At 61.3% G+C, this 15,175-nt stretch carries 11 protein-coding genes; 8 read left to right on the forward strand and 3 right to left on the reverse strand.

Annotation, left to right across the window (positions count from 1 at the left end):
* Positions 1 to 411: 411 nt before the first annotated feature.
* From BMY84_RS28300 to BMY84_RS28320, 5 genes are read left to right on the forward strand one after another with little or no spacing between them, the layout of a single operon-like run.
* A complete protein-coding gene (locus tag BMY84_RS28300) occupies positions 412 to 3,789 on the forward strand; it encodes a glycosyltransferase (RefSeq protein ID WP_093088474.1) in 3,378 nt (1,125 codons plus the stop codon).
* A complete protein-coding gene (locus BMY84_RS28305; protein WP_256215494.1) occupies positions 3,786 to 4,508 on the forward strand; it encodes a virulence factor in 723 nt (240 codons plus the stop codon). The genes BMY84_RS28300 and BMY84_RS28305 overlap by 4 nt, the downstream gene beginning before the upstream one ends.
* Positions 4,505 to 7,126: a bifunctional lysylphosphatidylglycerol flippase/synthetase MprF gene (mprF, locus tag BMY84_RS28310; RefSeq protein WP_093088465.1), complete on the forward strand. Its 2,622-nt coding sequence runs from the start codon at positions 4,505 to 4,507 to the stop codon at positions 7,124 to 7,126. Before BMY84_RS28305 ends, mprF begins: the two co-directional genes overlap by 4 nt.
* Positions 7,123 to 7,809 (forward strand): winged helix-turn-helix domain-containing protein, encoded by a 687-nt coding sequence (locus BMY84_RS28315; RefSeq protein WP_093088467.1) that lies wholly within the window; start codon positions 7,123 to 7,125, stop codon positions 7,807 to 7,809. Before mprF ends, BMY84_RS28315 begins: the two co-directional genes overlap by 4 nt.
* An 8-nt stretch (positions 7,810 to 7,817) precedes the next feature.
* Positions 7,818 to 9,185 (forward strand): sensor histidine kinase, encoded by a 1,368-nt coding sequence (locus BMY84_RS28320; protein WP_256215495.1) that lies wholly within the window; start codon positions 7,818 to 7,820, stop codon positions 9,183 to 9,185.
* A 13-nt stretch (positions 9,186 to 9,198) separates the two neighbouring features.
* Here BMY84_RS28320 and BMY84_RS28325 read toward each other — a convergent pair whose 3' ends face one another.
* From BMY84_RS28325 to BMY84_RS28335, 3 genes are read right to left on the reverse strand one after another with little or no spacing between them, the layout of a single operon-like run.
* Positions 9,199 to 10,689: a UxaA family hydrolase gene (locus BMY84_RS28325; RefSeq protein WP_093088477.1), complete on the reverse strand. Its 1,491-nt coding sequence runs from the start codon at positions 10,687 to 10,689 to the stop codon at positions 9,199 to 9,201.
* Between the two features lie 5 nt (positions 10,690 to 10,694).
* The gene (locus BMY84_RS28330) at positions 10,695 to 11,969 is read right to left on the reverse strand and encodes an MFS transporter (protein WP_256215496.1); all 1,275 of its coding nucleotides are present in this window, start codon (positions 11,967 to 11,969) and stop codon (positions 10,695 to 10,697) included.
* Positions 11,970 to 12,011: 42 nt separating this feature from the next.
* The gene (locus tag BMY84_RS28335; RefSeq protein WP_093088470.1) at positions 12,012 to 12,812 is read right to left on the reverse strand and encodes a 2-keto-4-pentenoate hydratase; all 801 of its coding nucleotides are present in this window, start codon (positions 12,810 to 12,812) and stop codon (positions 12,012 to 12,014) included.
* Between the two features lie 105 nt (positions 12,813 to 12,917).
* Between BMY84_RS28335 and BMY84_RS28340 the strand changes: the two genes are divergently transcribed.
* From BMY84_RS28340 to BMY84_RS28350, 3 genes are all read left to right on the forward strand, one after another.
* The gene (locus BMY84_RS28340) at positions 12,918 to 13,970 is read left to right on the forward strand and encodes a LacI family DNA-binding transcriptional regulator (RefSeq protein WP_093088471.1); all 1,053 of its coding nucleotides are present in this window, start codon (positions 12,918 to 12,920) and stop codon (positions 13,968 to 13,970) included.
* Between the two features lie 57 nt (positions 13,971 to 14,027).
* Positions 14,028 to 14,867, forward strand: a complete 840-nt coding sequence (gene kduI / locus BMY84_RS28345) for a 5-dehydro-4-deoxy-D-glucuronate isomerase (RefSeq protein ID WP_093088473.1) — start codon at positions 14,028 to 14,030, stop codon at positions 14,865 to 14,867.
* 126 nt (positions 14,868 to 14,993) lie between these two features.
* The coding region (locus BMY84_RS28350) for an SDR family NAD(P)-dependent oxidoreductase (RefSeq protein WP_143075204.1) at positions 14,994 to 15,175 on the forward strand (182 nt) is incomplete at its 3' end.

Raw genomic sequence — 15,175 nt, forward strand, 5'->3', positions numbered from 1 at the left:
CCGACCTCCATGACAGTCGGAAGCCTATGAATCAGAACAGATTCATCTTGGGAATCGGAAAATCTCTTCAACCCCAAATTCGTCCACACGGCCTAGCATCCTGTCCAGAAAAGCGGGACCACCTCAGACCGCTCGTATGAGCACTCATATGACCGCTCGCTGGTACACCTTCGATCTCGTTATCCATCGCCGCTCCTATCCGAGCGGCAATCAGCCCTTCATCCCGCTACCGCGCAAGGCGGCCTCGGCGCCACGGTTACCATAAGCGTGACAAAAATGTAATTTCTCGCCCATCCCCCCGAAAACACAGCATAGCTATCAGGATCAAGGCCATCCCTCATGTGGCCAAATCTATGGAATGGCGGCGTGTCACCCCTGTCGCGCCGCCATTTCAACATGCCGGGCGGGATGATGGACAGGCCGATATTCTACGATGCCAGCGGACGCAGGCGGCGCCTGACGCTGCCAGCCATTGCCGTTGGCCTGATAGCGATCCTGATCGCCGCCATTGCCTTTTCCCTCACAATCATCGACGTGCCGGTCCCCGCGCCAGTCCCCTTGCGCATGGAGCGGCCACGGGTCGAGGGCATCGGACAGCGCATCGATCATCTGCGGGCTTCCCTGAAGCAGCAGTTGGCGGCATGGGTGCCGCATCATCGCACGACCTTGTCGAGCCATCCGGTACGGGTGGCCTTCTACGTGCCATGGGATGACGCCAGCCGCGCATCGCTACGCCAGCACGTCACGCAAATGGACTGGGTCGCGCCTGCCCTGCTTTCCGTCACCGGACAAAATCATGTCCTGCGCGTTCAGTCTGATCCTGCCTTTGCTGCGATCATGCGGGGTGCGCGTCGCAGGCCGCAGGTTATGCCGGTGGTGCAGAATGTTCTCGACGGGGATTGGGACAGCAAGGGGACTGCTACGCTGTTGCACGATCAGACGGCGCGCAATCTCCTGTTGAGTCAACTGGGCCTTGATCTGAAAGCGCTGCATGCATCGGGGGTCATCTTCGATCTGGAAGCTCTGCCTTCCGGTGCCCAGCGTGATTATCTCGCCTTTCTCAGGCAAGCTGCTTCGGTGCTGCATGCACGGCATTTGCAGTTGGCGCTGACGGTACCTGTAGACGACGCGAGCTGGAATCTTGCCGCTTATGAGCGCGTGGCGGATCATCTGATCCTGATGGACTATGATCAGCATTATATTGGAGACAAGCCAGGTCCGATTGCGGCGCAACCTTGGTTCGTGCAGAGATTGCGCGCAGCGTTGCGCATAGTGCCGGCAGCCAAGGCGATCGTTGCGGTCGGCAGCTATGCTTATGACTGGACTGAAGGCGGCGTTACGGCTGACGCGCTGTCCATCGAGGATGCGTGGCTGTCTGCGCATGATGCCGGCGCACCGATCCGCTTTGATGCAGCGACTGGCAACGCCCGCTTCGACTATGAGCAGGATGGCCATGTGCATCATGTCTGGATGCTGGATGCAGCTAGTGGCTGGAATCAGGTCCGGGCTGCGCGCCTGTCGGGTGTGGGCGGCGTGGCGCTATGGCGACTGGGATCGGAAGATCCGGGCTTCTGGTCTAGCTTTGCCAAAAATGCCGATATGCCTTCTCCGGCGATGGCGCGGTTGACCAGTTTCAATTCCGTCGATGTCGAAGGCAATGGCGAGATATTGCGGGTGGACGACGTCCCGACAATCGGCCGCCGTGTCGTCCGCACGGGTAGCGGGGATCGGACTGGCCTGATCGTAGACGAGCAATATCTGAGCCTGCCGACGCCCTATGTCATCCGCCGCACGGGCTATCGGCCGCATATGATTGCGCTGACCTTTGACGACGGTCCGGATGCGGTATGGACGCCGCCGATCCTGGACATATTGAAGGCGGCCCATGTCCCGGCGACATTCTTCGTTATCGGCGAGAATGCCATGATGCATCCTGGTCTTTTGCGCCGGATCGTTGCTCAGGGCAGCGAGATTGGCAGCCATAGCTATACGCATCCCAATATGGCGCAGGTTTCCGGGCGTGGGGTTTCGCTGGAACTGAATAGCACCCAGCGCTTGGTGGAAGCCTATACCGGCCGTGCCATGCGCCTGTTTCGAGCACCCTATTTCGGGGATGCGGAGCCGACCACGGCTGACGAAATCGGGCCTGCTCTAGAAGCGCAGAAGAGGGGCTATGTGAATGTCGGGCTGCATGTCGATCCAGGCGACTGGACCCGCCCCGGTGTCGACGCCATCGTCAAACGGACCGTGCGACAGGTGGAAGCAGGGGACGCAGACCGCTCCGCGCAAATCATCCTGCTGCATGACAGCGGTGGCGACCGGGCGGAGACGGTCGCTGCCCTGCCGCAGATCATCAAGGCACTGACAGCGCGGGGCTATCATTTCGTCACTGTATCGACACTTGCCGGTCTAACGCGCGATCAGGTGATGCCGCCGATCCATGGCACAGATTTAACGGCCGTGCGGATCGACGTTGCCATTTTCCTGATCATGGCCGGCATCGTGATGGTCCTCAAATGGCTGTTCTTCGCTGTCATCCTCTTTGGCATTGGTCGGGCCTTGCTACTGGCCTGGCTGGCTTTGGGGAGCCGTGCGCGCCGCAATCATGTGGAGCCGCCTGCGATAGATCCGGGCCTATTCGTATCGGTAATCATTCCCGCGTTCAATGAAGCGAAGGTGATCGAAGCGTCGGTCCGGCGCGTTCTGGCCAGCCATGACGTCGCGATCGAGGTGATCGTGGTGGATGACGGATCGACGGACGGAACAAGCGAGATCGTCGCGCGAGCCTTTTCGGCCGACCCGCGCGTTCGGTTGCTGACGCTGGCTAATGGCGGCAAGGCGGCGGCACTCAATCAGGCGCTTACCTTGGCAAAGGCGCCGATCCTCGTGGCGCTTGATGCGGATACCCAATTTGAGCCGCTGACGATCGCGCGACTGGCGCGCTGGTTCACCGATGCGGAAGTCGGGGCTGTCGCCGGCAATGCGATGGTGGGTAATCGCATCAATCTGGTCACTCGCTGGCAGGCCGTCGAATATGTGACCGCGCAGAATCTGGAGCGTCGGGCTCTGGCCCGCTTTGGGGCTATTACGGTCGTGCCAGGTGCGGTGGGCGCCTGGCGTCGGGAAGCACTGGATGCCGTGGGCGGTTATCCGACGGACACATTGGCCGAAGATCAGGACCTGACGATCGCCGTGCAGCGGGCGGGATGGCGCATCGCCTATGATACCGAAGCGGTGGCGTGGACCGAGGCACCTGAGAGTTTCCGAGCGCTTTCAAAGCAGCGTTTCCGCTGGGCATACGGAACGTTGCAATGCCTGTGGAAGCATAGGGGTGTCTGGCGTGACGGCCGGCCGGCCGGACTGGCATGGGTTGGCCTGCCGCAGGCATGGCTGTTCCAGATAGGTTTCGCGCTGGTATCGCCGATCATCGACCTGGCCCTGGTCGTCAGCGGCATTGATACGATAGTGCGCGTGCAGCAACATGGATGGTTGCAGACCCAGAGCGATGTTTTGCGCATGGCGCTCTATTGGCTTGCTTTCGCCGCTATCGATGTTGCCTGCGGTGCCGTGGCCTATCGGCTTGAACCGCGCGAACGCCGCTATCCTGCCCTGTTGCTGATTGCCCAACGCTTCATCTATCGCCAGATCATGTATGGCGTGGTGATCCGTGCCGTCTTTACCGCGATATTGGGCCCATGGGTTGGTTGGGGCAAGTTGGAGCGTAGCGGCCGCGTGCAATCGGCGGAGGCTTCGGCTGGCGGATTTGATAGATGGAGCCGGGCTGCGTGAGGACAGCGGTCCGCATCCTGCCGATCCTGTTGGCCGCCGGGCTGCTTTTTCTGTGGCACATCGGCTATATCGGTGGTGCGCTGTTTGACGTCCTCCCTGCCAAGTCCACACAGCAACATAGGCGCGCGGTTGCGCTTTATCTGTCCGGCGACATGGGGTTCCATGCCGGGTTGGGGCCGGACATGGCCGAGCGACTGACTCAGCGAGGCATCGCGGTGGTGGCAGAGAACAGCCTTCATTTCTTCCGCACACGCCGGACGCCGGAAGAGGCCGGCGCAATGATAACGGCTGGGCTGCGCCGTGCGTTGGCGATTGATCCGGACGCCCAGTTGCTTTTGCTTGGGCAGTCCTTCGGCGCTGACGTCATCGCGCCTTCACTGCCTTATGTACCGGTTGCGCTGCGACAACGCATAGCTTTCATCGGCCTGATTGTGCCCGGCGCCACTCGGCAATGGCGGGCTTCTCCGTCCGAGATTTTCTCGATCGGCGAACCGGAAGAGGATTCCGTGACTGCCGCGCGCCGATTGAGTTGGGCGCCGCTGCTTTGCATATACGGAGTGGCAGAACGGGCCAGCCTTTGCCCCTCGTTGCATCAGCCCAACGCAATGCGCATGGGCCTGCCCGGCGGTCATGCTCTGGCGCATGATCCTGACGCGGTTGCTGCCGTGCTGTTGCCGGCCGTCAATCAGGCTCTTGCTTCTCGCGCCCAGCGCCCATGACGGCACTAGCCCAGCCCTCTTTTGGGTGGGCCTATAAGCCCCGCCTTGCAATTCTGGCCCTATTGGTGGTCACGGCCCTTGGCCTCGTCGCCTTGAATCATCTATTTGGGCAGGTCAATCTTGCTGATGTGCGTATCGCCGTCCACGCCATGGCGCCGGTCGCCATTGCTACTTCCTTGCTATTTACGATAGCCAGCTATCTCACGCTGACCTTGTACGATTATCTTGCTTTGCGGATTGGCGATCATCCGGTTCGATGGCGGACTGCCGCGCTTGCATCCTTTTGCAGTTACACGTTCAGCCACAATCTGGGTCTTGGCCTGATCACCGGCGGTTCTGCACGCTTGCGCATCTATGGCGCGGCGGGGCTTGGACCGGGCGATGTCGCGCGGGTTATTGCGTCGGCCAGTCTGGCGTTCTGGGGTGGCGTCTTCTCGATGGGCGCCTTGGTCATGGCGCTCCATCCGGTGACACTCGGCGGGTTCCCGCTGGCCCCTGCGATCCAGCGTACGATAGGATGGGTAATGGTCACGGGCATCGCGATCATATTCTTCCTGCTGCCCGATGGCCCGGTGGCGATCCGGCTATTGGGCTGGACGTTGAGGCTGCCGTCCCGTCGTCAGGCGTTTGGCCAGATCGGCATTGCCTGCGTCGATCTGGCTCTGGCCAGCGCAGCACTATTTGTGCTGGTCCCCGATGCCGGGATGGCACTTTATCCGACCTTCTTTCTGGCCTATGTGATTGCGATCATCCTAGCGCTTATCAGCCATGTGCCGGGCGGGATCGGTGTATTCGAAGCCATCCTACTGGCCGCATTGCCGACCATCGATCGGTCTAGTCTGATCGCCGCGCTGATCGTCTATCGGTGCATCTATTATCTGCTTCCTCTCACTATCGCCCTGCTTTTGATGGCGGGTCATGAAGCTCGTGTCTGGACTCGTCCCGGACGACGCTTGCTGAAAGGGTGTGCGATAGCAGTCCGGGGCATAGCGCCCACAGTGCTGGCGACATTGGCCGCTGCCGGAGGTATGATGTTGCTGGTGTCGGGGTCTTTGCCCGCGATGCCTGTCCGATTCAGGGCGTTGAGCGAGATCGCGCCGATGCCCTTCGTCGAGGCATCGCATCTTGCCGCCAGCTTGACGGGTGCGATGCTGGTGCTGTTGGCATCCGGGCTTTATCGTCGGCTTGACGGAGCCTTCTGGCTGACGAGGCTGCTGTTGATCGCTGGAGCGCTCTTCTCCCTTACCAAGGGGCTGGATTATGAGGAGGCGCTTGTTCTCCTGATCATTGCGGGGCTGCTGCAATGGTGTCGGCGTTCCTTCTATCGCCGGACCAGCCTGACCTCGGCGATCCTGACGCCCTATTGGACAGTCGCGCTCGCGGTGGCGGTAGGCCTGTCGACCTGGATCGGTTTCGTCGCCTATCGCCATGTCGATTATCAGAGCGAACTATGGTGGCAATTTGGACGCCATCAGGATGCGTCGCGGTTTTTGCGCGCTGCTTTGCTGACGGGTATTTTGGTGGTTGGTGTCGCGGTACGCAGCCTGTTGCGTCCGGCCCCATTCAGCGGGACGACGCGGGGGCCGTGTCCGGGGCCCAGTGGGACGGCACTGGCCCTTGCCCAGCGGACCGACGCTTTTTTGGCATTGACCGGCGACAAGCTGTTCCTGACTTCACCGTCAGGCCGGGCCTTTCTGATGTATCAGATTCAGGGGCATAGCTGGATCGTCATGGGCGATCCAATAGGCGACCCGGCCGAATGGCGCGATCTGTTATGGCAGATACGCGAGCAGGCCGATGCCGCGCAGGGGCGGCTGTTGCTCTATCAGTTGAGCCTGGACGCCCTGCCACTGGCCGTTGAGCTGGGTTTGTCGATCGTCAAATATGGCGAAGAGGCCCGGATAGACTTGCGCCAGTTCACGATGATCGGGCCGGATACCCGACCGTTGCGTCATGCGGCCCGACGTGCGGAACGTGACGGAGCGATGTTCGAGATCGTGCCCGCCGCTGCGGTGCCTGACTTGCTCCCTCAATTGCGGGAGATTTCCGATCATTGGCTCGCCAGCAAGAGTAGCACCGAAAAGAGCTTCAGCGTGGGCCGCTTTGATTCGGCCTATATGGGGCAGTTCGATTGCGCGATCGTCCGACGCGGCGAACGCATCGTGGCCTTTGCCAATATCCTGTCGACTGCGAACGGCAATGAATTGTCCGTCGACCTAATGCGCCATGATGTGGATGCCCCCTATGGAGTCATGGATTTCATGTTTTCCTGTCTGCTGCTCTGGGGGCAGGAGCAGGGCTATCGCTGGTTTACACTGGGACTGGCGCCCTTGTCGGGCCTGGAGGCACGTCGGCTGTCGCCGCTATGGGCAAAAGCGGGAGCCTTTCTCTATCGTCATGGCGACAGCTTCTATGGCTTTGGCGGTCTTCGGGCTTATAAGTCGAAATTCGCGCCGCACTGGGAACCGCGCTTCATTGCGGGGCCGCAGGGCGTGTCGATGGCGCGGGCGATGGTGGACTTGCAGCGGTTGATCGGCGGCGGAAAGGCAAGCGCGGCAGCCAGAATGCAGCAGGGGACAGGCGTGCGGCATGAAGATGGAGGGCAAGGGGCGTCATGAGTGAGAAATTGCTGCTGGTCGAGGATGACGCCACGACCGCCGATTATATCGCCAAGGGACTGGAGGAAGAAGGCTTCATCGTCGATCGTGCCGATAATGGCCGTGACGGGCTGTTCCTGGCGACAGAAGGGAGTCACGACGCCATCATATTGGACCGGATGTTGCCGGGCATGGATGGTCTGGCGGTGCTGGCCGCGTTGCGCGCTGTGGGGATTGAGACGCCCGTGATCATCCTGTCTGCCTTGGCGACAGCGGACGAGCGGGTGAAGGGGCTGACGGGGGGATCGGACGATTATCTCGCCAAGCCCTTTGCCTTTGCCGAATTGCTCGCCCGGTTGCGGATCGTTCTGCGTCGCCGTGCCAGTACGCAGGTGGTTGAAACGCGGCTGGTGTGCGGCGATCTGGAAATGGACCTATTGTCACGCAAGGTTAAGCGCGGAGCACGCGCGATTGATCTTCAGCCGCGGGAATTCCGGCTGCTCGACTATCTGCTGCGCCACCGGGATGAGGTCGTCACCCGCACCATGTTGCTGGAGGGCGTGTGGGACTATCATTTCGATCCAGGCACCAACGTCATCGATGTGCATATCAGCCGATTGCGGCGCAAGATCGATGAGGAGGGCGAACTGCCCCTGATCCACACCGTGCGCGGTGCCGGATACCGGTTGAGCGAGAAGGACTGACGCGGGATATGCGTTGGCGCCATTCTGTGATCTGGCGCTTTGCAGCGCTCGTTTTTCTGATGCAGATCGCGTGCGTCCTGCTGGCGCTGTGGGCGGTGCATCAATTCACGGGGCGAGCGGTCGATCATGCCAGTCGGGAAATAGCGATCGGTTTGCGCGATGATATCGCAGCGACCTATGCTGCGGCTGGACTTGCTGCCGCCGGGGCAACCGTGCGGAACCGGATCGCTGCCGATCCCAGTGGCAGTGCGGTGATATTGCTGCTGGCGCCCGATGGCCATCGCATTGCCGGCAATCTGGACCGTTGGCCTGCCGATGTCGGGACCGCAGGGGCTTGGCGACCGGTGACATTCCAGCCTGATGGCCGCGCAGGCAAGGCGCAGGCGATCGGCATTGTGGGCACGCGGTTCCCAGACGGTACAAGACTGCTGACGGGCCATGTAATCGAACGGGACATCCGATTTGATCATTATCTGGAGGCGGCGTTACTGGGGGCGATATTGCTGGCCTTGCCGCTGGCTGCGGGGGCGGCGTGGGTGTCAGCCGCGATCATTCAGCGACGGTTGCGTGCAGTCATCGATACAGCGGCCGCAGTGGGTACGGGGGCGATGGAGCGCCGCATCGCGCTAACCGACAGCGGCGATATGTTCGATGCATTGGGTAGCGAAATCAATGCCATGCTGGACCGGATCACCGGACTTGTGGGTGAATTGCGGCTGGTGACGGATGGGCTGGCCCATGATTTGCGATCACCGCTGACCCGATTGCGGGCGGTGCTGGAACGAGCTTTAGCGCAAAGCAAGGATGATGTTGCGATCGTGGCCCTGGAGCGCGCGCTGGACGAAGGGGATACCTTGCTTCGTATGTTGGATGCGGCGCTGCTGATCAGCCGGGCGGAGGCAGGGATCGGGCGCGACAGCTTTGCGCCCGTTGATGTGGCCGCGCTGCTTTATGATTTTCAGGACATGTATGGCGCTGTCGCTGACGACAGGAACATCATCATATCGGTCGAGGCGGAACCGGCCCTGACCATTCGATCTCATCGCGAGATATTCGGGCAGGTTCTGTCCAATCTGATCGACAATGCGCTGAAATATGGTGGGGATCGCATCCATCTCTCTGCCTATCGACAGGATGGGCAGATCGTCATCCAGGTGTCCGACAATGGCCCCGGTATTGCCGAGGAGCGGCGGGTCGAGGCGCTGCGACGCTTCGCCCGGTTGGATGCGTCGCGGCATATCACCGGCGCGGGGCTGGGCCTGTCACTGGCGGCCGCAGTTGCGCGCCTGCATGGCGGCGATCTTGTCCTGAGTGATGCAAAGCCGGGACTATGCGTAACGATCACGGTTCCTGCCGAGGGAGGCGCGAGTGACTGACGGGCGGCGCGATCTATAATGTCACGCCGCGTTTCCAGATGGCGATGGATCGTTCTTCATTGATCTCGTTACGGGTGGCTTTGCCCGATGCGATCGCGATGACGGTATCCAGCAGGTCTTCCGCTGCGGCATCCATGCCCTTGTTCAGGACGGCCCCTGCATCGAAATCGATCCAGCCTGGCTTGGCCGTCGCCAATGCGCTGTTGGAGGCGATCTTGACGGTCGGAATCGGGCTGCCGAGCGGCGTGCCGCGTCCGGTGGAAAAGAGCGTGACAGTGGCGACAGCCGCCGCCAGAGCGGTGGTCGACACCGCGTCATTGCCCGGCCCCTCCAGCACGGTCAGCCCTGCTCGGCTTGCGCGACCGGCATAGGGGAGGACGTCCGTGACGGGTACATGCCCGGCTTTCTGTACGGCGCCGAGCGACTTTTCCTCCAATGTGGTGATGCCGCCGCGAATATTGCCGGGGCTTGGGTTTTCGGACACCGGTTCGCCATGGGCGACGAAATAGTCTTTGAACCCGCACACCAGATCGACCAGCGCGTCGAACGTCTGTTCATCGATGCAACGGTCCATCAATATCTGTTCGGCGCCGAAAATTTCGGGGATTTCGGTTAACAGCACGCTACCGCCCGCCTTGCCTACCGCGTCGGCCATGCGCCCGATCAGCGGATTGGCCGTCAGCCCCGAGAGCCCGTCGGAGCCACCGCATTTGACTCCTAGTCTTAGCGCAGAAAGCGGCGCCGGTTGGCGCCGGTCCTGGCCGGCGATTGCCGCGAGTTCGGTAATGGCAGCAAGCCCCTCCTCCATTTCGTCCACTGATGCCTGCGCGCCCAGCGTGCGGATGCGTGCGCGTCGCTCTGGCGGGATTTGCTCCAGCATCAGAGTCATCTGGTTGGATTCGCACCCCAGTCCCAGCAACAGCACGCCGCCGGCATTGGGATGTTGCGCCAGCGCCGCCAATATGCCGGTTGTCCCTTCCAGATCGTCGCTCAACTGGGAGCAGCCAAAGGGGTGGGGGAAAGCGTGGATGCCATCTATCCCTGGCGGCAAAGTGCGGCTTGCCTGGGCCGCAAGCCGCTCGGCTGTGCGGCCGACACAGCCGACGGTCGGGATGATCCAGATTTCATTCCGGGTGCCGACAGAGCCGTCTGGGCGCACATAGCCCTGGAAATGCCTTTCCTGCCCCCGGTCTTCTGATGCCTTGTCCGGCATGCTGTACCGATAGGCATTGCCGGTGCTCAACGCCGTGTGGACATTGTGACTATGGACATGGTCACCCGGTTGGATCGTCGTCGTGGCGACACCAAAGGGAAAGCCGTAGCGCAACACCGGATCGCCCGTCCTGACGGCATATCGCGCGATCTTGTGTCCCTGCGGGATATCCTGCGTAACGAGGAGCGTTTCCTCGCTAACCGTCAATTGCGTGCCGGCGGGGATGGGCGCCATGGCGATGACGACGCTGTCGTCTGGATGGACCAGCAGGATGGCAGGGGCTTCGGACATGGCGTTCATCCATCCGCTTCGGTGACGGTCACACGCTCAAGGCGCGGGGACAGGATATGGACCATGGCAAGGGCAACGAAATAAGCGCTGCCCGCGACGGCGAACAGGGGTGTGTAGCTGCCAATGCTATCGAGGATATAGCCCGCATATTTCGCCATCACCATGCCCCCGACGGCACCCAGTGTGCCGCCGATCCCGACGACCGAGCCGACGGCGCCACGAGGGAAAAGATCGGATGGCAAGGTGTAGAGATTGGCGGAGAAGGCCTGATGCGCGGCGGTGGCGATACCGATCACCAGCACGGCCAGCCACAGATTGTCGATCGACTGGGCAAAGAAGATGGGCAGTACGGCGCACGCGCAGAGCAGCATGGTCAGCTTGCGTGCGGCGTTGACGCTCTTGCCTGCCTTCATCATGCGCCCCGACATCCATCCGCCGACCACGCTGCCAGCGTCCGACAGGATATAGATGGCGACAAGGGGAGGGCCGAAGCTGACAAGATCGAGGCCGTATCGCGTGCCGAGATAGCCCGGCAGCCAGAAGAGGAAGAACCACCAAATCGGATCGATGCAGAATTTCCCGATCGCATATGCCCATGTTTCCCTGACAGTGATGATTCGCGCCCAGCCGATCGGCTTGACCGGATCGGCCGGGTCCTGACGGATATAGGCCAGTTCGCCAGCGGTCAGCTTGGGATGATCTTCGGGGCGACGATAGAAAATGAGCCAGGCGATCAACCAGACTATGCCGAAGATCCCGGTGGCATAGAAGGCAACGCGCCAGCCATAAGCCAGGGTCAGCCACGGGACGAGAAGCGGGGTGACGATCGCACCGATATTGGCGCCGGCATTGAACAGGCCGATGGCAAAGGCGCGCTCCTTCTGAGGAAACCATTCGGTTACGGCCTTGATACCGGCAGGGAAATTGCCGGACTCGCCTACACCGAGGCCAAAGCGGGCCATGGCGAATTGGGTCACGCTATGGACGCCACCATGGGCCACATGCGCGATTGTCCAGATGATCACCGCGATAGCGTAACCAAAACGTGCGCCGATCAGGTCGACGATCCGGCCAAAGCCCAGATAACCGACGGCATAGGCGGCCTGAAACCAGAAGACGATATTGGCATAATCGGTTTCGGACCAGTGCATCTCCGCCGACAAGGTGGGCTTGAGTACGCCGATCATCTGGCGGTCGACATAGTTGATCGCCGTTGCCGCGAACAGCAAGCCAACCACGACCCACCGATAGCGGCCGGGGGGCGGGGTTGTGATCTCCATATCCGTGTTCATCCTGCTCCTGTCCTCTTTTCGCTGGCCGTCTTAGCGCGGCGCTTGTGCTGCGATCCGGCAGGAAAGGACGCCCAATGGGCCAAAATCCGTTTCCACCGTTTGTCCGGGCTGAACCGGATGCACACCGGTAACCGCCCCGGTGGAAATCCACCAGCCCATTTGTATGATGATTCCGCGTTTGGTGAGATTTTCCAGAAGAAAGCGGACCGATCCGACCGCGCCGTCCGGGAAGGCATCTGCCGTTCCGGTACCGACTTCCACGCCATCGATGCGCGTTGAAACGCGTTGCCCCACATAGTTCCCGTCCCGCCAGTCCGAGACAGCCGGACCAACGAGCAACCCATTATTGTTGCCAAAGTCAGAAATGGTGACGGCAGGCCCCATGCCGTTGATGCCCTGAAACGGCGAACTGGCGATCTCGATGCCGATATGGACGGCGTCGATATAGTAGGCGGCTTCGGCCAGCGTGAATTCCGTTTTGCCAGCAGGCGGCGGCGTGCCGATGCGGAATAGAAATTCAGCTTCGGCCGCGCCAAAGCCCTCCGCGAAGGTCAGACCGATGGCATCGGCATCCGCGGCAGCTACGGTCGGTGCGAAGATAGGGCCAGCGAGACGATCGCAGCCGAATTGCTCTGACAATGGGGGCAATATTCGTCCGACTTTCCAGCCTGCGACTGGGTCTTTACTGCCCGCAAGGGCTGCGGCCTGAATGGCATAGCCTTCGTCCAGCGTAGTAGGGACTGGACCAGGATAGTCGGTGAAACCAGTCGTTGTCCGTCGTGCGTCCAGGAAAAAGGCCGCAATCCTCTCCGCATCGTTGCTAGCGTTCACTCGCCTATCCTTTGTCTTCGCTATTGACCGGGTGAGTAATGGAAACCGGTGTCATTGGCAAGCGGGTCATTCTGGTATCCGGTCAATTCTACGCTATAAGGCGCCATGGCAAAGCAGAAGCAGGATGAGGGGCAGGCGCCCAAACTGACCATAAACGACATCGCCCGTATGGCCGGCGTGTCCAAGAAGACGGTCAGTCGAGTGATCAATCGATCGCCGCTTCTCAACCGCGAAACCCGCGACAAGGTCGAGGCGATTATCCGGGAAACCGGCTATGTTCCCAATCCTCAAGCGCGCGCGCTGGCGCTGGGCCGCAACTTTCTGATTGGGCTCGTCTACGACAATCCCAATGTGCAGATGATCCTGAGCATGCAGAAGGGCATATTGGAGGCGTTGCACGGCACCGAGTTCGAACTGGTGATTCGGCCTGTCGATCGCGGGTCCCGGCAGGTGATGGAGGATATTCAGGGATTTGTGACCCGCCAGCGCTTGTTCGGTGTCGTCATCCTGCCGCCATTGTCCGAAAATGATGCCTTGGCGCGAATGCTTGACGAGCAGGGTTGCCGCTATGTCCGCATGGGCTCCGCCGTGCTGGATGATCCAGAGCATATGGTGGTGTCGAATGACAGGGAGGCGGTGGCGGATGCCGTGCGCTACCTGATCAGTCAGGGGCATCGCCGGATCGGTCTGGTTGCCGGGCCGCATGGTTTTCGGTCGGCGCAGGAGCGGCGGGAGGGGTTCGAGTTGGCGCTGGCGGAGGCGGAGATCGGCTTGCCGCGCAGTCTGATCGCGCAGGGCGAATATACGTTCGAATCCGGTATTTCCGCTTCGGAAAGCCTGCTCGACCTGTCGCCGCGGCCGACCGCGATCTTCGCAAGTAATGACGAAATGGCGGCCGGGGTTCTCTACGCCGCACGCCTGCGGGGAATATCCGTGCCGGACGAATTGTCGATCATCGGTTTTGATGACACGCCGGTTACCACCCGAGTCTGGCCGCCGCTGACGACCGTGCGCTGGCCGATCGTGGCGATGGGGCGGGCGGCTGCGCTCAAGCTCATCGGCACGGCAATCGGGGAAGGCGAGGATGTAAACGAACCCTCCTTGTTCAGTTCGACGCTGATCCGTCGCGGATCGGTTGCGCCCCCTTCCGCAAGCTGATAGACGGAAATTCATGACACCGGTGTCCATTCGGGCGCAGGAGGGAGAGGATAGCTGATGTTCGAGAAGACCTATTATGCGACGCATCCCGACATGATGGAGTGCGTGTCGAACGAGGAGTTGCGGGATCGCTATCTGATCGGGGGTCTGTTCCGCGACGGAGAATGCGTGCTGAACTATACCCATGCCGAGCGGTTCGTGATCGGTGGCGTGGCGGTGGTGGACGCGCCGGTGGCGCTGCCGGCGCAGACCGAGCCGGCTTCGGCGGCGGGCCATCCCTTTCTGGAGCGGCGCGAGCTGGCGGTCGTCAATGTCTCGGGCGTGGAAGGCACGGTCACGGTCGATGGCGAAGTCTTCCCGCTGGGCAACAAGGATTGCCTCTATGTGACGATGGGGGCGAAGGAGGTACTCTTCGCTGGCGCCGGTGCGCGCTTCTATCTGGCCTCCTGCCCGGCGCATAAGGGGTTTCAGACCCGCAAGCTGGGCATTGCCGACGCCAATGCGCTGGAGCGCGGGTCGCTGGAAGAGTCGAACGAGCGGACCATCTATCAGCTGGTGATCCCCGGCGTGTGCGACAGCGCGCAGCTGGTGATGGGACTTACGGTGCTGAAGCCCGGTTCGGTATGGAACACCATGCCCCCGCATATCCATGAGCGGCGCAGCGAGATTTATTTCTATTTCGAGCTGGACGGCACGGCCGACCGCGTCTTCCATTATATGGGCGAGGGTGAGGCGATGCGCCATATCGTCATGGCCAATGAGGAAGCGGTGATCTCGCCGCCCTGGTCGGTGCATATGGGCTCGGGTACCAAGGCCTATGCCTTCATCTGGGCGATGGCGGGCGAGAATCAGGATTATACCGACATGAATGTGCTGGATATCTGCCAGCTGGCGTAATCCGCACGCACTTTCCCCCTTATCGTCATTCCCGCGCAGGCGGGAATCCATCTCTCGACCTTGCGCCCGGTATGACGGGCAGGAGATGGGTCCCCGCCTGCGCGGGGATGACGCGGAGAATAGCTGATGACCAATATCTTCGATCTGACCGGCAGGCATGCGATCGTTACCGGGGCCAATACCGGCATCGGGCAGGCGATCGCGCTGTCGCTTGCCAGCGCGGGAGCCGACATTGCGGCTGTGGGCCGCACTCCGGCGCAGGAGACTGTCGAGAAGGTGCGGGCGCTGGGCCGCAAGGCTGAGATCGT

It is taken from the genome of Sphingobium sp. AP50, assembly GCF_900109095.1.
In the GTDB taxonomy this organism is placed as follows: domain Bacteria; phylum Pseudomonadota; class Alphaproteobacteria; order Sphingomonadales; family Sphingomonadaceae; genus Sphingobium.

What these genes read in the sequence shown, in the direction of transcription:
- BMY84_RS28300 (WP_093088474.1), top strand. Translation starts at nt 412, where the DNA reads ATGGACAGGCCGATATTCTACGATGCCAGCGGACGCAGGCGGCGCCTG.
- mprF (WP_093088465.1), top strand. Translation starts at nt 4,505, where the DNA reads ATGACGGCACTAGCCCAGCCCTCTTTTGGGTGGGCCTATAAGCCCCGC.
- BMY84_RS28315 (WP_093088467.1), top strand. Translation starts at nt 7,123, where the DNA reads ATGAGTGAGAAATTGCTGCTGGTCGAGGATGACGCCACGACCGCCGAT.
- BMY84_RS28320 (WP_256215495.1), top strand. Translation starts at nt 7,818, where the DNA reads ATGCGTTGGCGCCATTCTGTGATCTGGCGCTTTGCAGCGCTCGTTTTT.
- BMY84_RS28325 (WP_093088477.1), bottom strand. Translation starts at nt 10,689, where the DNA reads ATGTCCGAAGCCCCTGCCATCCTGCTGGTCCATCCAGACGACAGCGTC.
- BMY84_RS28330 (WP_256215496.1), bottom strand. Translation starts at nt 11,969, where the DNA reads ATGGAGATCACAACCCCGCCCCCCGGCCGCTATCGGTGGGTCGTGGTT.
- BMY84_RS28340 (WP_093088471.1), top strand. Translation starts at nt 12,918, where the DNA reads ATGGCAAAGCAGAAGCAGGATGAGGGGCAGGCGCCCAAACTGACCATA.
- kduI (WP_093088473.1), top strand. Translation starts at nt 14,028, where the DNA reads ATGTTCGAGAAGACCTATTATGCGACGCATCCCGACATGATGGAGTGC.